Source organism: Marinobacter qingdaonensis (genome assembly GCF_034555935.1).
Lineage (GTDB): Bacteria > Pseudomonadota > Gammaproteobacteria > Pseudomonadales > Oleiphilaceae > Marinobacter > Marinobacter qingdaonensis.
Map to the genome: position 1 here is coordinate 1,709,640 of NZ_JAYDCJ010000003.1, position 21,074 is coordinate 1,730,713.

General features: G+C 64.3%; 20 protein-coding genes. 9 read left to right on the top strand and 11 right to left on the bottom strand.

The window, feature by feature from the left end; genetic code table 11:
- Window positions 1-24: 24 nt before the first annotated feature.
- Both U5822_RS11085 and U5822_RS11090 read right to left on the bottom strand, forming a co-directional pair.
- The gene (locus U5822_RS11085) at window positions 25-1,191 is read right to left on the bottom strand and encodes a GNAT family N-acetyltransferase (RefSeq protein ID WP_322855685.1); all 1,167 of its coding nucleotides are present in this window, start codon (window positions 1,189-1,191) and stop codon (window positions 25-27) included.
- A 57-nt stretch (window positions 1,192-1,248) separates the two neighbouring features.
- Entirely contained in the window at window positions 1,249-1,662 is a 414-nt protein-coding gene (locus U5822_RS11090) for a hypothetical protein (protein WP_322855686.1), read from the bottom strand.
- 180 nt (window positions 1,663-1,842) lie between these two features.
- Here U5822_RS11090 and U5822_RS11095 point away from each other — a divergent pair, with 180 nt between their 5' ends.
- From U5822_RS11095 to U5822_RS11130, 8 genes are all read left to right on the top strand, one after another.
- Complete coding sequence (locus tag U5822_RS11095; RefSeq protein WP_322855687.1) at window positions 1,843-2,529, top strand: response regulator transcription factor; 687 nt, start codon at window positions 1,843-1,845, stop codon at window positions 2,527-2,529.
- Complete coding sequence (locus U5822_RS11100) at window positions 2,526-3,851, top strand: sensor histidine kinase (RefSeq protein WP_322855688.1); 1,326 nt, start codon at window positions 2,526-2,528, stop codon at window positions 3,849-3,851. The genes U5822_RS11095 and U5822_RS11100 overlap by 4 nt, the downstream gene beginning before the upstream one ends.
- 177 nt (window positions 3,852-4,028) lie before the next feature.
- A complete protein-coding gene (locus tag U5822_RS11105; protein ID WP_322855689.1) occupies window positions 4,029-4,634 on the top strand; it encodes a YigZ family protein in 606 nt (201 codons plus the stop codon).
- Between the two features lie 78 nt (window positions 4,635-4,712).
- On the top strand, window positions 4,713-5,240 hold the full coding sequence (locus tag U5822_RS11110) for a DUF4136 domain-containing protein (protein ID WP_322855690.1): 528 nt from the start codon (window positions 4,713-4,715) through the stop codon (window positions 5,238-5,240).
- Between the two features lie 36 nt (window positions 5,241-5,276).
- Complete coding sequence (locus U5822_RS11115) at window positions 5,277-5,633, top strand: translation initiation factor Sui1 (RefSeq protein ID WP_322855691.1); 357 nt, start codon at window positions 5,277-5,279, stop codon at window positions 5,631-5,633.
- Window positions 5,634-5,737: 104 nt separating this feature from the next.
- The gene (locus U5822_RS11120; RefSeq protein WP_322855692.1) at window positions 5,738-6,991 is read left to right on the top strand and encodes a D-amino acid dehydrogenase; all 1,254 of its coding nucleotides are present in this window, start codon (window positions 5,738-5,740) and stop codon (window positions 6,989-6,991) included.
- Between the two features lie 203 nt (window positions 6,992-7,194).
- Window positions 7,195-8,862: an alkaline phosphatase D family protein gene (locus U5822_RS11125; RefSeq protein WP_322855693.1), complete on the top strand. Its 1,668-nt coding sequence runs from the start codon at window positions 7,195-7,197 to the stop codon at window positions 8,860-8,862.
- A 7-nt stretch (window positions 8,863-8,869) separates the two neighbouring features.
- Window positions 8,870-10,291: an alkaline phosphatase PhoX gene (locus tag U5822_RS11130; protein WP_322855694.1), complete on the top strand. Its 1,422-nt coding sequence runs from the start codon at window positions 8,870-8,872 to the stop codon at window positions 10,289-10,291.
- A gap of 100 nt (window positions 10,292-10,391) precedes the next feature.
- On the opposite strand, the gene U5822_RS11135 is transcribed toward U5822_RS11130, so the two are convergent.
- The 8 genes from U5822_RS11135 to U5822_RS11170 all read right to left on the bottom strand — a co-directional run bounded on the left by U5822_RS11135 (window position 10,392) and on the right by U5822_RS11170 (window position 18,395).
- Window positions 10,392-12,035 (bottom strand): fatty acid--CoA ligase, encoded by a 1,644-nt coding sequence (locus tag U5822_RS11135; protein ID WP_322855695.1) that lies wholly within the window; start codon window positions 12,033-12,035, stop codon window positions 10,392-10,394.
- A gap of 160 nt (window positions 12,036-12,195) precedes the next feature.
- The gene (gene ppnP / locus U5822_RS11140; RefSeq protein WP_203300099.1) at window positions 12,196-12,477 is read right to left on the bottom strand and encodes a pyrimidine/purine nucleoside phosphorylase; all 282 of its coding nucleotides are present in this window, start codon (window positions 12,475-12,477) and stop codon (window positions 12,196-12,198) included.
- Between the two features lie 105 nt (window positions 12,478-12,582).
- Window positions 12,583-12,915 carry a Na+/H+ antiporter subunit G gene (locus U5822_RS11145; protein WP_322855696.1) on the bottom strand — a complete coding sequence of 111 codons (333 nt, stop codon included), beginning with the start codon at window positions 12,913-12,915 and terminating at the stop codon, window positions 12,583-12,585.
- Window positions 12,916-12,957: 42 nt separating this feature from the next.
- On the bottom strand, window positions 12,958-13,227 hold the full coding sequence (locus U5822_RS11150) for a K+/H+ antiporter subunit F (RefSeq protein WP_322855697.1): 270 nt from the start codon (window positions 13,225-13,227) through the stop codon (window positions 12,958-12,960).
- Entirely contained in the window at window positions 13,224-13,712 is a 489-nt protein-coding gene (locus U5822_RS11155; protein ID WP_322855698.1) for a Na+/H+ antiporter subunit E, read from the bottom strand. The genes U5822_RS11150 and U5822_RS11155 overlap by 4 nt, the downstream gene beginning before the upstream one ends.
- Window positions 13,712-15,229, bottom strand: a complete 1,518-nt coding sequence (locus U5822_RS11160) for a monovalent cation/H+ antiporter subunit D (RefSeq protein WP_322855699.1) — start codon at window positions 15,227-15,229, stop codon at window positions 13,712-13,714. The genes U5822_RS11155 and U5822_RS11160 overlap by 1 nt, the downstream gene beginning before the upstream one ends.
- Entirely contained in the window at window positions 15,226-15,594 is a 369-nt protein-coding gene (locus U5822_RS11165; RefSeq protein ID WP_322855700.1) for a Na+/H+ antiporter subunit C, read from the bottom strand. Before U5822_RS11165 ends, U5822_RS11160 begins: the two co-directional genes overlap by 4 nt.
- Window positions 15,594-18,395, bottom strand: a complete 2,802-nt coding sequence (locus U5822_RS11170; protein ID WP_322855701.1) for a monovalent cation/H+ antiporter subunit A — start codon at window positions 18,393-18,395, stop codon at window positions 15,594-15,596. Before U5822_RS11170 ends, U5822_RS11165 begins: the two co-directional genes overlap by 1 nt.
- 355 nt (window positions 18,396-18,750) lie before the next feature.
- On the opposite strand from U5822_RS11170, the gene U5822_RS11175 reads away from it, so the two are divergent.
- Window positions 18,751-20,805 (top strand): NADPH-dependent 2,4-dienoyl-CoA reductase, encoded by a 2,055-nt coding sequence (locus tag U5822_RS11175; protein WP_322855702.1) that lies wholly within the window; start codon window positions 18,751-18,753, stop codon window positions 20,803-20,805.
- Window positions 20,806-20,869: 64 nt separating this feature from the next.
- On the opposite strand, the gene U5822_RS11180 is transcribed toward U5822_RS11175, so the two are convergent.
- Window positions 20,870-21,034, bottom strand: a complete 165-nt coding sequence (locus tag U5822_RS11180) for a hypothetical protein (RefSeq protein ID WP_322855703.1) — start codon at window positions 21,032-21,034, stop codon at window positions 20,870-20,872.
- Between the last annotated feature and the right edge of the window lie 40 nt (window positions 21,035-21,074).

Sequence of the window (21,074 nt, forward strand, 5' to 3'; positions counted from 1 at the left end):
TTGCCTTGGCTCTCAGTATAGAAGCTAATCGCCATCCCGCTGGCGAAAAGGCAATAAACTCAACGCCTCCTGATGGTATCCGCGCACCTGTTCGGCCTCGTCCCGGGTGAACTCGGCGATGGCCTCGCGGAAGCCGGGGTGGGCAATGCCGTGCCAGGAATGGGTCAGCACCGGCTCGAACCCGCGCACCAGCTTGTGCTCGCCCTGGGCGCCGGCATCGAACCGGGACAGGCCCAGTTCGATGGCCAACTCGATGCCCTGGTAGTAGCAGGTTTCGAAGTGCAGGTGGTTGTACTCGTCCAGACACCCCCAGTAACGCCCGTAGAGGGTATCGACGCCCTGCAGGAACAGGGCGCCGGCAATCATCTGACCGTCCCGAACCGCCATGATCAGGTGCAGATGCTCCGGCAGGCTGGCTCGCACACGGTCAAAGAAGTCCCGGTTCAGGTACGGCTGCTGGCCCCGTTTCAGGTAGGTGGCCTGGTAGAACACGTAGAACGCGGCCAGCACCTGGTCGGGCACATCGAGGCCGTGATAATGGCGGAAGCGGATACCCTGGTCGGCAACCTGCCGGCGCTCCTTGCGGATGGATTTGCGCTTGCGCGAGGTCAGTTCGGCCAGGAAGTCGTCGAAGCGCTGGTAGTCACGGTTGTGCCAGTGGAACTGGCAACCGATGCGGTGTAACTGATCGTCGTGGCTCAGCAGGGCCTGGTCCCTGTGGTCGGGGAACAGCAGATGCCACGACGGCACTTCGAGCCGATCCGCCAGGGTGTCCAGCAGATCCTGTAACTGATGTCCCTTCAGGCGGGGCCGCAGGTTCTCGTCCAGCAACAGCCGTGGCCCCTGGGACGGCGTGAACGGTATGGCAATCAGTAGCTTGGGGTAGTAGTTTAGGCCGTGGCGGCGATAGGCGTCGGCCCAGGCCCAGTCAAAGACATACTCGCCCATGGAGTGGCGTTTGAGGTAGGCCGGAGCGACGCCGGCAATCCGGTCGTCGACCCGGAACACCAGATGGCTGGGCTGCCAGCCACTGGCCACCGAGGTGCACCCGGACGCCTCCAGGGCCTGGAAGAATTCGTAGCGCAGGAACGGGTTTGCACGCCCCGCCAGTCGTTCCCAGGCCTCGCGGGGAATCTCGTCAATGGTGCCGCAGGTGTCAACGGTCAGGGTGTGGTGGCCGGGATCGGGCATGGTTCGGGTGGCTCCTGGTGAGTCTCCCGATACCATACGCCAGATCCCGGGGTTTGATCACTGATTCACGGTGTCACAGCGCTTTTCCATCTTCGCCTGCATCCTGGCGTGATGCTTATCGTGCTTTTCCTGCCGCTCTTCGTGGATCTCGGCCCAAATTTCCCGCTGCTCGTCGTTGAGCTTCAGGCGCTCGGCCATGTCGGCCCGGTGCTCGGCCCGCTTCTGCTGACGTGCTTCACGGTCAAATGGGCCGGTGCCGGCCCGGAAGTGCGCGCACATTTCTTCCATGGAGGCCTTGCCGTGATGTCCCCGGTGATGGTCATCGCCATGATGTTCATGATGATAGCCTTCACCTTGGTGACCTCGGTGATGGTTTTCCCCATGGTGGTCGGCGTGTGCCAGTGCACTGGATGACAGCAGGGCGGCGCCCATTAGGCCGGCGATGATCAGGGATGGTTTGCGTGGATTCATGATGTGTCCTCGTGTGGTGTGCCGCATGTGCGGCCATGGCTTGAACGTGGTGCCATGGTAGCCCCGGAGCGTGTCAACGAGCGTCAATGGGTCGTAAAGGTTCTGTAAAGGTCGATCCCGTAAATCAGCGGCCGAGCCTCGCATGTTAGACTCCATCCCAAGTATAGACGGAGGCGAAAGATGCAGAATCGGGTATTGCTCGTCGAAGACGACGACGAACTGCGGGAGCTGCTCTCCCGGTACCTGACCAACCAGGGCTTTACCGTGCGCGAGGCGGCGACCGGCCGGGACGGTTTGGCCCTGGCCCTGGGCCAGGACTGCGATGTGGTGGTTCTGGACATCATGCTGCCGGACATCAGCGGTCTGGAGGTGCTGCGGGAACTGCGCGCCGAGACCCACCTGCCAGTGGCCCTGCTTACCGCCCGGGGCGACGAGACCGACCGCATCGTCGGATTCGAAGTGGGCGCCGACGATTACATCCCCAAACCCTGCAACCCGCGGGAGCTGGTGGCCCGGCTCCAGGCCCTGTTGCGGCGTATTGCCTGGGACCAGAAAACCGAGGTCAGCGCCACCCGGCGCTACGGCGACCTGCGGGTCGAGCCGGGCCAGCGACGCATCTTTCAGGATGACGCCCCGCTGGATCTCACCGCAACCGAGTACGAGGTGCTGCAGGTGCTGCTGGCTCATGCCGGCAGCGTGGTCCGCAAGACCGACCTGATGCAGTGGGCCCTGGGTCGGCGGCTGGAGGCACACGACCGCACCCTGGACATGCACATCAGCAACCTGCGCCGCAAACTCGGCAATGACGAACCGCCCCGGATCGAGACGGTTCGTGGCCTGGGCTACAGCTATCGGGTGCCGGTGTGACGCGGCGCTTCATGTTCCCCCTGTTCTGGCGGATTTTCCTGGCCATCTGGCTGGCCATGGCGATCACCCTGGTGATCAGCAACCTCGCCACCCGGACCTTGCTGGACCGGGAACGTCAGGCCATCGAGCGCCAGGTGGGCCTGCAGGACCTGGCCCAGGAAGCCATCCGCATCCGCCAGCAGCAGGGGCGGGCCGACGCCTGGCGCTTCCTGCAGGGCGAGGGCAAGCGCCTGGAATTGCACCTGATCCTGATCGAACAGGAGGACAACGCCCGGCGCCTGCCCAAGGCCGTGCGCGAGCGCTTGAAATCCGACTGGTACCCCCAGAAGCCGGCGGTGATCCGGTTGGCCGATGGCTACCGGCTGATTGCCTGGCCCCGCATGCACGGCGAGGGCTGGCTGGATCCGAAGTTCTTCCGCGTCATCGAATTCGGACTCGCGTTCGTGTTGATTTCCCTGGCCTGCTGGCTGATCGCCCGGTTCGTTTCCCGGCCGCTGCGGCACATGGAAAGCACCGCGCAACAGATTGCCGCGGGTGAGACCAAGCTGCGGGTGAGCGAACGCATCGCCACTCGACGGGACGAGGTGGGGCAACTGGCTACCGCGTTCAACGCCATGACCGAGCAGCTCTGCACCCTGCTGGAGCGCCAGAAACACCTGCTGCGGGACATCTCCCACGACCTGCGTACCCCGCTGACCCGGCAGCGTATCGCCATTGAGCTGGCCAGCGATGGCGGCGCCGACCCGTCCCTGATGGCCAGCATCCTGCGCCAGAATGAACGCCTGGAAGCCATGACCGCGCAGATCCTGACCCTGTACCGAGTGGCGGAACAGGGCGGTGACATCGAACGGGAGCCGGTGCCGCCGGTCAAACTGCTGAATCAGGTACTGCGGGATGCTGCCGACTACGCCAAGCACCAGGGCGTGGAGTGCACCCTGGCGGTGGCCGACGAGGCAAGGTCGCTGTCCATCCTTGGCGATGCCGGCCTGTTGCAACGTGCCTTCGACAACATTCTGCAGAACGCGCTCGATCATACCCCGCCGGGCAAGCGGGTTCGGGTTCGCATGGGTGAGACTGGAGGCTGGCTCCGGATTGACCTGGAAGATGAGGGGCCGGGGGTCGCGGCGGAGCATCTGCCGCACCTGTTCGAGCCGTTTTACCGGGCCGACAAGGCCCGCGGCGGCAACGGTTGGGGGCTGGGCCTGGCCATTGCCCGGGACATTGTCAGTGCCCATGACGGCAGGCTGCGCGCAGACAACGCCGACACCGGTGGGTTGCGCATCCGGGTGGAACTACCGGTGTTTACCGGGCCCGGTTTCTGAGTCGGCCGGAGTTTCGTTGGCTTCCGGCTTCAACTGGCACGCCGCCGAAAAATCGATGCCTTCCTGCAGTTCGTCTTCCTCGAAGCGGATACCGCAGGCGGCTTTCCGAAGCCTGGCGGGTTCTGCCGTGCCCGGTTGGGGGCGGTAGTGATTGTCTGACATAGGATCAAGTTGGTCATGAGTAAGGATTATCCCGTGCCCGCAGAATACCTCGAGCGGGAGACGGAAGTGAAGAAAAGCCGGTTCATCGCCCGGGTTGCCCCGGTGGCCTCCCGGGACGAGGTCAAGACCTGGCTGGAGCAGGCCTGGCGCGACCACCCGGACGCCCGCCATGTGTGTTGGGCCTACCAGATCGGGCGCCCGGGTGCGGCCGCCGAGGCCGCCATGAACGACGACGGCGAACCCTCGGGCACGGCCGGCAAGCCCATCCTGAATGTGATCCAGCACAAGGACATGGGCGATGTGCTGGTCATGGTGATCCGCTATTTCGGCGGCATCAAGCTGGGCGCGGGCGGCCTGGTCCGGGCCTATGCCGGCGCCGCCGAGAGCGTGTTGTCGGCGGTGCCCCGGGCGGTCCAGCAACCCATGATGAACGCGACCGTCACCATGAACTTCGCCGACGAGCAGGCGCTCAGGCACTGGTGTAACGTGCACGACGGGGTGGTGGAGTCGGTGGATTATGGCCCGACCGTGAGCGCCCGGGTGTCCATGCCGGAGCACCGGGTTGCGGATTTCACCGCCTTCTGCGACGCCCAGAAGCTGGATTACGGTTTTGACAGGTGAGGAAACCTGCGGGCATCCGGCTACGTGTCCTGGGGGTATACTGAAGCACAACCAACCTGAAAACAGGAGAATGGCCGTATGCGTATGTTCACATTAGCTGTATTTGTCCTGGCCCTGACCGGCTGCGCCAGCAATGTGGTGACCGACTACAACTCGTCGGCGGTGTTTGGTAACTACGCCACCTGGGCCTTTGCCGAGGGTGCCGGTAGCGGCACCGTGGTGTCTTTGGATGGCCGCCGGGTGCAGAGTGCCATCGAGCGGGAAATGAAGCGGGAAGCCCTGCGCAAGGTAGCGGTGGACGAGGCGGACCTTCTTGCCTCGTGGCGGATCGTGGAAGAGGAACGCCTCGAGCAAATCGGTGTGGGCCTTGGTTTTGGCCTGGGACGGGGCAATTTCGGCTGGGGCCTGGCGTCCGCGCCCCCGGTGCGTGAAGTCGAAGAAGGCAAGCTGGTGGTGGAACTGGTTGACACCGAGTTGAACGAGGTGGTCTGGCGGGCCGCCAGCCGTCGCTACCTGAACGAAAACCAATCGCCGGAAAAACGCCGGGAACTGATTGATGAGGTGGTCGCGGAGATGTTTTCCAAGTACCCTCCGGGCTTGGAATAAACGAGACAGATCAATCGACAGGAGTGTAAGCCGGACATGGCGAAGCGATCCGCAGGCGGACTGGTTTTTTCCACCGAACAGGGGCGCATGTGCCCGGGCTGCCGGCAGCCGGTCGCTGACTGCATCTGCGGCCAACCCGCCCGACCGGAAGGCGATGGCATCGTACGGGTGAGCCGCGAGACCAAGGGCCGGAAGGGCAAGGGTGTGACCCTGGTGACCGGCATTCCGCTGGACGACAAGGAGCTGAAGGCCTTTGCCAAGGTCCTGAAGGCCAAGTGCGGCACCGGCGGCACGGTCAAGGATGGGGTGGTCGAGATCCAGGGCGACCAGCGTGACCTGCTGGTACCCCTGCTCGAAGCCAAGGGCTGGACCGTCAAGCGCTCCGGCGGTTGAGTCCTGTCGTCATTGAACTGTAAACCCGAGAATGAATGCCTGAGCCCGACCGACATTGCCCGACGCCGATGCCGGCCCGGCGCTCGCTTTGACCGGAGACACGCATGCACATAGTGGTTTTGGGCGCGGGGGTGGTCGGCACGACCACCGCCTGGTATCTGCAGCGACAGGGGCACCAGGTCACGGTGGTAGACCGGCAGAGCCAGGCCGGGCTGGAAACCAGCTACGCCAACGGCGGGCAGGTGTCGGTGTCCCACGCCGAACCCTGGGCCAACCCCTCGGCCCCGCTGAAAGTGCTCAAATGGCTGTTCCGGGCCGACGCGCCCCTGCTGTTCCGGCCCCGCTGGGACCCGGCGCAGTGGCGCTGGGCCCTGGCCTTTTTGCGTGAATGCACCTCGGCCCGGGCCGCCCACAACATTCGCCAGATGGTCAATCTGGGCACCTACAGCCGGGCCCAGCTGCAGTCGTTGCGCGACGATCTGGGCCTCGAGTACGACGCCCTGACCAAGGGCATTCTGCATTTCTACACCAATCGGGAAGAGTTCGAGGGCGCGCTTGAGCCCACCCGGATCATGCAGGGCCTGGGCTGCGACCGGCAGGTCATCGATGCCGACCGCGCCATCGAGCTGGAGCCTGCGCTGAAGCCGATTCGGGACCGGATCGCCGGTGCCACCTACACCTCCGAAGACGAGTCCGGCGACGCCCGGAAGTTCACCCAGCAGCTGGCACAGAAGTGCGCCGAAGCCGGGGTGAGTTTTCACTACGGCACCGACATCCTCGGGTTTGAACGGGCGGGCGACCGGATTCTTGGGGTCCATACCCTCAGGGACGGCGTCCACAGTACCCTGCGTGGCGATGCCTACGTGCTCAGCCTGGGCAGTTTCAGTGCCCCGCTGGCACGGTCCATCGGCCTGACCCTGGATATCTATCCGGCCAAGGGCTATTCGATCACGGTGCCGGTGAACAACCCGGACGCCGCCTTCAACGTCAGCCTGACCGACGACGAATACAAGCTGGTGTATTCCCGCCTGGGTGACCGGCTACGGGTCGCCGGCACCGCCGAGCTGAACGGCTATTCCCGGGAACTGAACCAGACCCGCTGCCGCGCCATTGTCCGGCGCACGGCGGAAATCATGCCCGAGGCCGGGCACTGGGATCAGGCCCAGTTCTGGACCGGACTGCGGCCGGCAACCCCCTCCAACGTGCCCTACATCGGCAAGAGCCATTTTGCCAACCTGTACCTCAATACCGGCCACGGCACCCTGGGCTGGACCCACTCCTGCGGCTCAGCGGCCGCGCTCGCGGACATCGTGGATGGCCGTCGGCCCGAGGTGGACTTCAGTTTTTCCGGGCTCTAAACAACCGCCAGCCTTACCCCGCCAGTCCTGAACGTTGCGGGCCATCCCATGATGGCCCGTTCTGACAGTTTGCTGTCATGTTTCGTCAATATCCCGCCGTCACTATCGAACGCTGATACCACTTTGGTCGAATAACTGTCCCGAAACGGGTGGAGCAACAGATGGATAAACGGCGTCGTGCAGTCGTAAAAGGACTGGCTGCTGTGTCACTGACTTCTTTGGCGGGGTGCGGGGGCGGCGGCGAGTCGGCCGGCTCGAACCAGGCAACGGCCGGTGCCATCGGTCCGGGCGAACCACTGCCCAAGGTGGCCTTCCGGCACGGGGTCGCCTCCGGTGACCCCCTGGGCGATCGGGTGGTCCTGTGGACCCGGGTCTCACCAGTGGATGTGCTGGAGCGGAATGCCGGAGTCATCCCGGTCTCGGTGGTGATCGCCACCGATCCGGGACTGACCCAGGTGGTCGGGCGCCAGGTGGTGCCCGCCAGCCGGACGACGGATTTCTGTGTCAAAGTCGATGCCCAGGGCCTGCAGGCCAACCGTTGGTACTACTACCAGTTCGCCGTGGCCGACCAGACCTCCCCGGTCGGCCGCACCCGGACCTTCCCCACCCGTGAGCAGACGGTGGAGCGGGCCAGGTTTGCCGTGGTGTCCTGCTCCAACTACGCCTACGGCCTGTTCTCGGTGTACAAGGCGGTCAGCGCCCAGACCGATCTGGATTTCGTGCTGCACCTGGGCGACTACATCTACGAGTACGGGCCCGGGGAATACGGCGACTTTCCTGGCCGCGATCCGGTTCCTGCCCATGAGATCACCGAGCTGGACCACTACCGCCAGCGCCACGCCCAGTACAAGACCGACCCGAACCTGCAGGCGGTACACCAGCAGTTCCCGATGATCTGCGTCTGGGACGACCACGAGTCCGCCAACGACAGCCACGTCAGTGGTGCGGAAAATCACGATGAAGCCACCGAGGGCGCCTGGCGCGACCGCAAGTCCGAGGCCATCCAGGCCTATTTCGAATGGCTGCCCATCCGCGCGGTGGACGGCGAGCCGGGCCGGATCTGGCGGGACTTCAACTTCGGCGGGCTGATCGACCTGTTCATGCTCGACACCCGCCTGGAAGGCCGTGACGAACAACTGGCGTCCACCGCGGATCCGGCCCGTTTCGACAGCGAACGTCGCCTGATCAGCGATGACCAGATGCAGTGGCTGCAGACCGGCCTCGAGCAATCCCGGGCGACCTGGCGCTTCATCGGCCAGCAGGTGATGTTTGCCGAGCTGAACCTGGCCCGCACCCTGGATCTGGCCGAGGCCGCCGGGGTGGTGGATCTGAACGGTTTCAATGGTCAGCTGCTGGCCCTGAACATGGACCAGTGGGACGGCTATGTGCGCGATCGGGAAAGCATCCTGGCCACCCTGCGCGACCAGGGCATCGACAACACCGTGATCTTCACCGGGGACATTCACACCTCCTGGGCCAACGAGATCCAGTTTGATCCGGGCAATCTCGCGGAGACGCCGCTGGCGGCGGAATTCGTGACGCCGTCGGTGACCTCGCCGGGGTTCCCGGAGGGGCTGGCGGAGCCGGCCGCGGTCGCGGTACGACTGGCCAATCCGCACATGAAGTATGTGGAACTGAAGTCGCCGGGTTTCATCCTGGTGGATGTCACGCCCGAGCGCACCCAGAGCGAGTTCTATTACGTGCGCAGCATCACCAGCGAGGACGACCTGGGCCAGCTTGACGGCACGAAAACCAAGGTGGTGGGTGTTCGCGCCGGGGATGCCCGCATCGTCGAGGACGAGCCGGTGTCGCAGCCCCGCGCGGTGCGCACCGCGCTGTTCCATCCACCGGTCCGCGAACGCATTGGTTGAGGTATTGATGAAAAAGTCGAACAAGTTACCTGAGAACTGGGGGCGCCGGGAGGTGTTGCGCTCTATCCTGTTTACCGCCGGTGCCGCCTCGGTGCCGACCTGGCTGGCCGGGTGTGTGGGCGGCTCCTCATCGTCGGGGCCGGTCGCCGGCGCCACGCCCTCGGCCACGCCGCCCCCGGTTCCGGACACCAAACAACTGGTCGGCCGCTTCGCCAACATCGGCCCGTTGGGGGCGCCGGATGTAAACGGTGTCCGGACCCCGGACGGCTTCTCGACCCGGGTGGTGGCCATCAATGGTGAGTTGCCCCAGCCCGGTGGCATGTCGGTGGCCGGGCCCCAGACCGGGGGCATTGGCAACCGGCCCTGGCACATTTTCCCCGACGGTGCCGGCGTGGTGCCCAGGGCCAACGGTGGCTGGATCTACGTCAGCAACAGCGAGGTGCCCGGGGTGGGCAGTCTGGGGTTTACCTTTCCGGAGCTGGCGGATGTTGCCAGCGCCATCGAGGAATTTACCCCGGGGCTGGCGCAGGTGGGCACCCTGGTGTTTGATCCGGACGGCACCATCGTCGATTCCTACACCATCCTCAGTGGCACCACCTTCAATTGCGCCGGCTGCATCACGCCCTGGCAGACCTGGCTGTCCTGTGAGGAATTTCCCAACGGCCAGGTCTGGGAGTGCGATCCCTACCAGCCGGGCGAAGGCCTAGCCCGGCCAACCCTGGGCTTTTTCTCCCACGAGGCGATCGCCATCGACGCGGGCAATCGCATGCTGTACCTGACCGAGGATATGCCCGACGGCCGGTTCTACCGCTGGCTGCCGGATCCGGCAGACTGGCCGGAAGGGGCCGAACGGGCCGCGCTGCAGGCGGGCCGGTTGCAGGTGCTGTGTGTGGACGGCGACGGCGTCGCAGGGGCGGTGAACGGGCCTCAGCCGATCCGTTGGGTGGACGCCCGCAATCCCCACGAACCCCAGCACCAGAACCGGTTGCCGGAGTCCTCGGAGTTCGATGGCGGCGAGGGCGTCTGGTACTTCCAGGGCATCGTCTATTTCGCCACCAAGGGCGACGACCGGATCTGGGCCATCGACGTGGCGGCCCAGACCATCGAGGTCATCTACGACCGGGCCACGGCGCAGGCGCCCAACGACATACTGTCGGGGGTCGACAACCTGTTCGTGACCGCCCAGGGCGATGTCCTGGTGGCGGAAGACGGCGGTGACATGCAGGTGGTGGTGATCCTGCCGGACCGGACCCTGAAACCGCTGTTGCAGGTGACCGGGCAGGATGCCTCGGAGATTGCCGGTATTGCCTTCTCCCCGGATGGCCGGCGCATGTACTTCAGCTCCGACCGGGGTGGCCGCAATGGCCTCGGTGGGTTCACCAATGGCCTGGGCATGATCTACGAACTGATGTTGCCGGAAGGCCTGTAGGCCGACGGCTGGCAGGGCAGAGGCAGCTAGGGGGAGAGAGCAGCTAGGGGAACGACGGGCGCAACCACTCTGACGAGGGTTGCGCCCGTTTGCTCACGGGTTACTTCAATTGATCCCGGATCAGCTTCTTGTTGATCTTGCCAACGCTGGTCTTGGGAATATCCTCCACGAAATCCATCTGCTCGGGGATCGCCCACTTGTTGATTTCGCCCGAGTCCACGAACTGCTTCAAGTGTTGCTGGATGTCCTCGATGGTGGCGGTCTCGCCCGGCTTCAGGGTCACCAGCGCGTGCGGGCGTTCGCCCCACTTGTCGTCCGGCACCCCGACGACCGCGGTGGCGGCCACGGCCGGGTGCTGGCTGATCAGGTTTTCCAGATCCAGTGACGACAGCCACTCGCCGCCGGTTTTGATCACGTCCTTGATGCGGTCCTTGATCACCAGGGTGTTGTCCGGCTCCATCGAGGCGACGTCGCCGGTGTGCAGCCAGCCGCCCTGCCACAGCTCTTCACCCTTGGCGTTTTCCTTGAAGTAGCTCTGGGTCAGCCAGGGCGCCCGGGCCACCACTTCGCCCTTGGCCTCGCCGTCGTGGGGCACGGGCTTGCCGTCCGGATCAACGATCTCCAGCTGCACCATGGGCACGGCAATGCCGGTCTTGGTGCGCTTGGCGGTCTGCTGCTCCAGGGGCAACTCCAGGTCTTCCGGCTTCAGATGGGTGGCGCTGAGCAGCGGGCAGGTCTCGGACATGCCGTAGCCGGTGTACATGCGGATGCCGTACTTGGCACCGGCGTCGCACAGGCTCTTGGTCAGGGCGCTGCCGCCGATGAGCACGTGCCAGTTGCTGAGGTCGGCGGACTTGATGGACTCGGTGCCCATCATCATCTGCATCACCGTGGGCACACAGTGGGAGAAGCTGACCTTGTGTTCCTTGAGCAGGTCCACTAGCAGCTCGGGCTCATAGCGGCCGGGGTATACCTGCTTGATGCCCATCAGGGTGGCGGCGTAGGGCACGCCCCACGCGTGTACGTGGAACATAGGGGTGACCGGCATGTACACGGAGCTGGACCGCAGCAGCGGCATCTCGTCGTAGGCGGACAGGGAGCCGACCATGCCCAGGGTGTGCAGCACCAGCTGACGGTGGCTGAAGAACACACCCTTGGGGTTACCGGTGGTGCCGGTGGTGTAGAAGGTGGTCGCCACGCTGTTCTCGTCAAAGTCCGGGAAATCGAACTCGGTGCCGGCCTGCGCCAACAGGGCCTCGTATTCGCCGGCGCTGGGCAGGGCGGTGGCCTTGGCCGAGCCCTCGTCGGTGAGCTGGATGTAGGTTTTGACCGTCTTGATGTCGTCTTTGACCGACTCGAGCACGGGCAGGAAGTCATCGTGTACCAGCACCACGTCGTCTTCGGCGTGGTTCATGGTGTAGACGATCTGATCCGGCGACAGGCGCACATTCACCGTGTGCAGGATGGCGCCGATCATCGGGATGGCGAAGAAGCACTCCAGGTAGCGCGGGGTGTCCCAGTCCATCACCGCGACGGTGTCCCCGGCTTTGACCCCGGCGTCGGTCAGGGCGTTGGCCAGGCGGTGGATCCGCTCTACCAGATCGGTGTAGGTGTACTTGCTGCGATTGGCGTAAACGATCTCCTGATCCGGGTTGTAGCGTGGACCGGAGAGCAGCAGCTGCTTGATCAACAGCGGGTACTGATAGGCGTTGTCCGCTGGCGGGAGAATCCGGGTTTGTGCCATCACAAGTTTCCTCTTTCTCAGTTGTTGGTGTTGTCACGAGAAACAGGGTTCAATCTGACACAGATCACAAAAAACAGGAACCTCAGACACAAAAAAACCGCAGAAGGACCGGTGCGTTAGACGCGAATCCAGTGCCTTCTGCGGTTGGGTCGAGGGCCGCTTACTCGTAGGTGCAGAGGTACGCGGTGTCGATGTCGGTCTTGGCCTTGAAGCTGGCCTGGCCGGCCACGTCGAAGCTCTCGCCGGCGCCGTAGGTCATCCACTCGTCCACGCCCGGCAGCAGCACGGTCAGGGCGCCGCTGATCACGGTCATGGTTTCCTTCTTGCTGGTGCCGAACTCGTACTCGCCCGGGCTGATGACACCCACGGTCGCCGGCAGCGTCGAGGTCTGGAAGGCAATGGACTTGGCCTTGCCGTCAAAATATTCGTTTACTTTGAGCATGTGCTGGCTCCTCGAAAATGGATGGGGCGCCTACTATACGGCAAATTGCTGCCAGTCCAATGACAAATTTGTGTCGGCATGAAGGTCCGGCCCAGAGCCCCGGCATCACTGGTCCCAGGGCTTGCCCTGGGTGCTGCTCATGAACGGTACGCCAATGTGCATGGCGGCCTTGGCCAGGATGTTGGCGCTGACCGGCGCGGTCATGAACAGGAATACGGTGACCAGGATTTCTGAAATCCCGAGACTCTCGCCCCGGCTGGTGAAGAAAATCACCGAACTGAGCATGATGGCGCCGACCCCCACCGTGGTGGCCTTGGTTGGACCGTGCAGGCGGGTGTAGAAATCCGGCAGCCGGGCCAGACCGATGGCGCCAATCAGGGAAAAGGCACCGCCAATCAGCAGCAGGAAGCAGATAGCGTATTCGGCAAACTGGCTCATCTCAGCAGCCCTCCTGTGTTCGTGAACGGAATCGGCGGGTGGTCATTCGATGACACTGCCCCGCTTCAGGTATTTGGCCATGGCTACGGTGCCGACAAAGCCCATGACCGCGATCAGCAGCGCCGCTTCCAGGTACATGCGGGTGCCCAGGGTAATGCCCAGCAGGATGATCAGGGCAATGGCGTTGATGTACAGAGTGTCCAGCGCCAGCACCCGGTCGGGCGCGTCCGGCCCCTTGATCAGGCGGTAGACGTTTAGCAGGGCGGCCAGGGTGACCATGCCGATGGTCAGGTAGAGCGCGATGGTAATCATGTGAACATCTCCAACAGCGGCTTTTCGTACCGGGTGCGGATGGTGTTGATGACTTCTTCGCCGTCTTCGGCGTCCAGCGCGTGCACCAGCAGCAGGGTGTTGTCGTCGCTGACGTCCACGCTGACGGTGCCCGGCGTCAGGGAAATGGTGCTGGCCAGAATGCTGATCGCCAGCGGGTGTTCCAGCTCCAGCGGGTAGCAGACAAAAGCCGGCCGGGGCGGGCGCGGGCTGAGGATCAGCCGTGCGACCTGGAAACTGGCCACCACGATGTCCCAGAGCACCCGCAGGATGTAGGCGGGCATGCGCCAGGCGTTCATGAACGACGGTCGCTCCGGCCAGAAGCCCTGGGTCATCTGGGGAATGGCCCAGGCCAGCAGCAGGCCCATGACCAGGCTGGCGCCGGAGACGCCGTCGTTCAGCAGTTGCCAGGTGGTGAACAGCACCACACTGAGCCAGGGTTGGGGAAAGCTGAGTCGATCAAACATTAGCCGTCCTCCCCGACCATGGGTGTGTTCAGGATGTTGAGATAGCCGTCCGGGTTCTGCAGCTGGGCGGCGGTGGCGTCGGTGTATTCGCTGATCGGGCCGGCCAGCACTACCATCACCACGCTGAGGGCAATCAGTGCCCCGGCGGCGGTGGAAACATTGCCACCGAGCGGCTTGGGCTCCTCGATGTGGCCATCGACCGTGCGCCAGAACACGATGCTGCCGGCGCGGCTGTAGGCAATCAGGGTGAAGAAGCCGCCAATCAGGATCACCGACCAGAGCCAGGCCATCTGGGGACCTGCCATGGCCGACTGCAGGATCAGCAACTTGGCGAAAAAGCCGCTCAGGGGCGGCAGCCCGGCCGCGGCTACGGCGCCCAGCAGGAACAGCACGCTCAGGAAGGTGCGGTTACGCATGCGCGGCGCAGTCACGATCTTGTCCTTGGCGCTGCCGCGCTGCTGGGCCACCATGTCGGCCACCAGGAACAGGCCGCCCACGGTCCAGGTGCTGCTGAGCAGGTAGAACAGCGCGGCGGAGATACCCGCGGTCGACCCCAGCGCGATGGGCGCCAGCAGAGTGCCGACCGAGATAATCACCTGCCAGGCCACCAGGGTTTTCAGATTGTCCGCGCCCAGGGCGCCGATCACGCCCATGGTCAGGGTGATCAGGGCCAGCGGGAACAGCCAGTCCATGCCCAGATTGGCCAGGGTGCCGGCGTCGTTGCCGAAGATCAGCATGAACACCCGCAGGATGGCGTAGACCCCAACCTTGGTCATGACCGCAAACAGCGCGGCCACCGGTGCCGTGGCCCGAGCGTAGGCCTTGGGCAGCCAGAAGCACAGGGGAATCAGCGCCGCCTTGAGGGCAAACACCACCAGCAGCATCATGCCGCCGGCCTTGACGATGCTCAGGTTCTCGCCGGTCACGGTCGGGATTTTCTGGGCCAGATCGGCCATGTTCAGGGTGCCGGTCACGCTGTAAATCATCCCGACGGCAATCAGGAACACCGCCGAGCCGACCAGGTTCAGCACCACGTAATGCAGGCCCGGAACGGTGCGCGCGCGGCCGCCGCCGTGCATCAGCAGGCCGTACGAGGCAATCAGCAGGACCTCGAACGCGACGAACAGGTTGAACAGGTCGCCGGTCAGGAAGGCGATGTTCAGGCCCAGCAACTGGAACAGGAACAGGCTGTGGAACTGGCGGTTGCCCTCGTCGGTGCCGCCGATGGCGAAGAGGTGGCAAAACAGCGCCAGCACCGCGGTCAGCACCAGCATGAGCGCGGCCAGCCGGTCCAGGACGAGGACAATGCCGAACGGCGGTTGCCAGTTACCGAAGGCGTACAGGCGATAGGCGTCGTCGCTGGCCAGAACCAGCAGGACAATGGTGGACACCAGGGTCAGGACCGTGGTGGCAATGGCCAGGGTCCGGCGCAAGCTGATCGGGGCATAGCCCATAAAGACCTGGAGGATGCCGCCCAGCAGCGGGATCAGGATCGGTGCGGTAAGCCAGTGGTTCATCGACCGGTTTCCTCCTTGCGATGATCCAGGTGGGCGGTCCGGTCACCCTGGTGACCGTCGACGTGGTCGTCGTCATGGTCGGCCAGGCTGCGCAGGGCGAGCACCACCACGAACGCGGTCATGGCAAAGCCGATCACGATGGCGGTCAGTACCAGAGCCTGGGGCAGCGGGTCGGTGTAGCTGTCCGCGCCGCTGATGATGGGCTGGGCGCCGGTGGCCAGCCGTCCGCTGGAGAACAGGAACAGGTTGACCCCGTAGGAAATCAGCGTTAGCCCGACCACCACCGGGAAGGTTCGCGCCCGCAGCAGCAGGTACACGCCGGAGGCGGTCAGGGCACCAATGACCAGAGCAAAGACAAGCTCCATTAGTTACCCTCCTTTGGGCTCTTGATGGCGGAGTGGGGAGACAGACGGCCAATGCTGACCAGGGCCAGGAGGGTGGCGCCAATCACGGTCAGGTACACGCCAAGGTCAAAGACCAGGGCCGAGGCCACCTCGAACTTGCCCACGATCGGCCAGGTGATGTAGCCGAAGGTGGAGGTCAGGAACGGGTAGCTGAAGGCCAGGCTGCCGGCGCCGGCAATCACCGCGAACAGCAGGCCGACCCCGAGCACGTTGTGGTACTTGAAGGGCACCCGGTCCTGGGTCCAGATCATGCCGCTGGCCACGTACTGGAGAATCAGCGCGACGGAGGTGATCAGGCCGGCAATGAAGCCGCCACCGGGCAGATTGTGGCCGCGCAGGAAGATGAACACCGACACCATCAGCGCTAGCGGCAGCATCGGCCGGGCAATCAGGCGCAGCATCAGCGGATGGGCATCCCGGGTCCACTCGTGACCCTGGCCATCGCTGGGCGGCGGGGTCAGGGCGGTGTTCTTGAGCATGGCGTAGATACCCAGGGCGGCAATGGCCAGGACGGTGATCTCACCCAGGGTATCGAAGCCCCGGAAGTCCACCAGAATGACGTTGACCACGTTGGTGCCACCACCACCCGGTTTGCTGTTGTCCAGGAAGAAGTCGGAAATCGAGCTGAAGGGCTGGGTCAGCATGGCCAGGGTCACCAGGGTCATGCCCACACCGGCCACCAGGGCGATGACGATGTCCCGGATGCGCCGCGGTGTCGGTGTCTCCACCGGGGTCCAGGACGGCATGTAGTAGAGCGCCAGCATCAGCAGCACGATGGTCACCACCTCCACCGACAGCTGGGTCATGGCCAGGTCGGGCGCCGAGAACCGGGCAAAGGCCAGGGCCACCAGCAGGCCGACCACGCTCAGCAGCACCAGGGCGGTGAACCGGTCTCGATGGAAGAACGCGGTCAGGCCGGCGCACAGCACCAGCACGCCAGCGCCCACCGCGGTGGCCGAATCCACCGGTGACAGGCCGATGTCACCGACAAACACCCCGAGATTCATCAGCGGGGCTGCGGCCACCGCCACCACGCTCAGTACCAGTAGCAGGCCGTAGCGTTGCAGGGAGCCGTTCTCAATCAGGCCGGTCAGACGATGGGCGACGGTTTCCACCTTCAGCACGATGGCTTCGAAGACCGCCTTTTCATCGATTTCCTTGAAGCGGGCGTGGAAATCGAAGAAGCGCTGGCGCTGGCTGTACATCAGCAGACCGCCGAAGAAGGCCAGGACACTCATCAGAAGGGGCAGGTTGAAGCCGTGGGCGATGGTCAGGTGGTACTCCGGAACCGCGCCGCCCAGGGTGGCCGAGGCCGCGGCGTACAGGATCGGCCCGACCGACACCGCCGGGAAGACACCGACCATGATGCAGGCAAACACCAGGATTTCGACCGGGATCTTCATGTACCGCGGCGGTTCGTGGGGCGGATAGACCGGCAGGTCCACCGGCTTGCCGTTGAAGAACACATCGTGAATAAAGCGGGCCGAGTAGGCCACGGCGAAGATGCCGGCCAGGGTCGCGACCAGCGGCGGCATCCAGGCCAGCAGCCCCGGCAGATTCAACTGCAGAGCTTCGGCAAAGAACATTTCCTTACTCAGGAAGCCGTTCAGCAGCGGCACCCCCGCCATGGAGGCGGCGGCCACCATGGCTAGTGTGGCGGTGTGGGGCATGTAGCGCCAGAGCCCGTTGATCCGACGCATGTCCCGGGTGCCGGTCTCGTGGTCGATGATCCCGGCGGCCATGAACAGCGAGGCCTTGAAGGTGGCGTGGTTGATGACGTGGAACACCGCGGCCACGGCCGCCAGTTCCGTACCCATGCCAAACAGCAGGGTAATCAGGCCCAGGTGACTGACCGTGGAGTGCGCCAGCAGGCCCTTGAGGTCGTGCTTGAACATGGCCACGTAAGCGCCCAGCAACAGCGTGGCCATGCCGGTGAAACTGACCATGTAGAACCACTGCTCGGTACCGGCCAGAGCCGGGTACAGACGGGCCATCAGGAACACGCCGGCCTTGACCATGGTGGCCGAGTGCAGGTACGCCGACACCGGGGTCGGGGCCTGCATGGCGTGGGGCAGCCAGAAGTGGAACGGGAACTGGGCCGATTTGGTGAACGCGCCCAGCAGGATCAGGGTCAGCGCCACCGGGTACATGGCGTGGGCCTTGATCAGGTCGCCGGCGGCCAGGACGTCGTCGAGCTCATAGCTACCGACGATGTTGCCGAGGATCAGGATGCCGGCCAACAGGGCCAGGCCACCACCGCCGGTCACCGCCAGCGCCATCCGGGCCCCCCGGCGGGCGTCCTGCTTGTAGGTCCAGAAACTGATCAGCAGGAACGAGGTCAGACTGGTCAGCTCCCAGAAAATCATCATCAGAAGCAGGTTGCTGGACAGCACGATGCCGAGCATGGAGCCCTTGAAGCAGAGCAACAGGGCGTAGAATTTGCCGACATTCTCCTTCGCCTTCAGGTAATAGCGGGCGTACAGGATGATCAGCAGGCCGATGATCAGGATCAGCAGGGCAAACAGCAGGGACAGGCCGTCCAGGCGGAAGCTGAACGACAGGCCGAGGGCCGGCAGCCATTCGAAGCTGTGCAGGACCACGCCGCCGCTGGCGAGGGTCTCCCAATGGGGGAACAGCGCCGCCAGGGCGATCAGCGCCGGCACGGACGACGCGATGGCAATCGCCGTGCGTCCGCCCTGGGCGAACAGCGGCGCGGCTATGGCACCCAAAAACGGCAGTAGTACAACCAGCGGTAGCGACATCGCAACCTCGTAAACGGTTTTTCTTCTAAATGAATGGAGACGGGAGTTCGCCTGAGTCTAGTCTTCGCGCAGGGGTTCTGCCCGGACACAGCAACGGTGCGTCCGGCGCCGTGGGCGAAGAGAATCAGAGAGTCGCGGGCGGATCGGGGAAGTAGGGCAAACGGCCCCGGTGCCGCGCTATATCGGCGGTCACAGGTGGACGCTTGGCATGTATGCAGCCGAAAGACCTTGCGGTCATGGTTGCTCCGTCAGTCAAACTTGAAAGCCGATGATACGTGGCCCGTCCCGTAGGTCAAGTCACCACCGTGTGGTTCGCGTGTATACTCGGTACAAAAATTTCAACGAGGCCAGCCTGATGAGTACCCGCTACCCACATTTACTCCAACCGCTTGATCTTGGATTCACCGAACTGAAAAACCGGGTGTTGATGGGATCCATGCACACCGGCCTCGAAGACCGGTTCTGGAACATCCATAAGTTTGCCCGCTATTTTGCCGAGCGGGCCGAGGGTGGTGTGGGCCTGATGGTGACCGGGGGCTACTCGCCGAATCTGGCGGGTCAGTTGGCGCCGTTGGCGTCGACCATGAACAACCGGGCCACCGCCCTTCTGCACCGGCACGTCACCGGCGCCGTGCACGAGGCCGGCGGCAAGATCTGTCTGCAGCTGCTGCACGCCGGTCGCTACGGCTACCAGCCGCTGATTGTCTCCGCCTCCGCCACCAAGGCGCCGATCAGCCCGTTCAAGGCCCGGGCCCTGTCCGGTCGGGGCGTGGAGAAACAGATCGACGACTTTGTCAGCGCCGCCAAACTGGCCCAGTTTGCCGGTTACGACGGTATTGAGGTGATGGGCTCCGAGGGCTACTTCATCAACCAGTTCCTGTGCGAGCGCACCAACAAACGCACCGACAAATGGGGTGGGCCTTACGAGAACCGCATGCGTCTGCCGGTGGAAATCGTCCGGCGCATCCGTGAAGCCGTCGGACCCGAGTTCATCATCATCTACCGGCTGTCGATGCTGGACCTGGTCGAGGGTGGCCAGACCTGGGACCAGATCGTGACCCTGGGCAAGGCCGTCGAGGCCGCCGGTGCCACCATCATCAACACCGGCATCGGCTGGCACGAGGCCCGGGTGCCGACCATCGTGACCTCGGTGCCCCGGGGCGGGTTTGCCGACGTCACCGCCAAGTTCTATGGCGAGGTGGAGATCCCGGTGTGCACCACCAACCGCATCAACACCCCGGAAAAGGGCGAGGAGATCCTGGCGGCCGGCAAGGCCGACATGGTGTCCATGGCCCGGCCGCTGCTGGCTGACAGCGAATTCGTGCGCAAGGCCGAGCAGGACCGGGCCGACGAGATCAACACCTGCATCGCCTGCAACCAGGCCTGCCTGGACCACGTGTTCCAGGCCAAGCGCGCGTCCTGTCTGGTCAACCCCCGGGCCTGCCGGGAAACCGAGCTGGTGCTGACCGTGGCGCCGGTGGCGCGCCGGGTGGCGGTGGTGGGTGCCGGCCCGGCGGGCCTGGCGGCGGCAACCACGGCGGCCAAGCGCGGCCATCGGGTGACCCTGTTCGAGGCCGACGGCCAGATTGGCGGCCAGTTCAACTACGCCAAACGCATCCCCGGCAAGGAAGAGTTCTACGAGACCCTGCGCTATTACCGGCGCCAGATCGAGCTGCTGGGCATCGACCTGCAGCTGAACACCCGGGCCGACCGGGAGCAGTTGGCCAACGGCGGCTTCGACGACGTTATCATCGCCACCGGCGTCAAACCCCGGACCCCGGCCATCGACGGCATCGACCACCCCAAGGTTCTGGGCTATCTGGATGTGCTGCGCCACAACAAGCCGGTGGGCAAGAACGTGGCGGTGATTGGCGCCGGTGGCATCGGCTTCGACGTCAGCGAATTTCTGACCCACGACTTCAGCCACCAGCCGGAAGGCGAGCAGATTAGTGTGTCGTCCTGGCAGGCGGAGTGGGGCGTGAACCCGGACTTCGAAGGGCCGGGCGGTCTGGCCGAGCGGCAACCGACTGCCTCGCCGCGCAAGATCTACCTGATGCAGCGGAAGCCGGGCAAGGTGGGCGCTGGCCTCGGCAAGACCTCAGGCTGGGTCCACCGCACCAGCCTCAAACACCGGGACGTGGAAATGCTGCGCGGCTGCCGCTACGACCGGATCGACGACCAGGGCCTGCACATCAGCCTGACCGACAAGGACGGTAAGGTGCAGGGCACCCGCGTACTGGCGGTGGATAACGTGGTGATCTGTGCCGGCCAGGAGCCGTTCCGGGCCCTGTTCGATGAAATGGCCGCCAGCGGCGTCAAGGCGCATTTGATTGGCGGAGCTGACGTCGCTGAGGAGTTGGATGCGAAGCGGGCAATTCGCCAGGGAACCGAAGTTGCCGCGCAGATCTGAGGTGTAAAAAAGGTCGTCGCCTGGCCCTAAAATGACCAGTTTCTGACGCTCTGCGTCAGTCTGGTCACCGGATGGATTTCAGGGCATTGGAGATGGCCTCGGCCTCCGCTTCAAGGACCTGGCTGCGCAGGCTGCTGCCCTGCTGGAGCGCCTGCGCCAGCTGTTTCTGCTTCATGTCGTAGAGCCGGCTGAGAATATCGGCTTGGCTTTGTCTGATCGGTGCGTTCATGGCTACCTCCCCACTCATAACACCCTGTCAACTTCTTTTA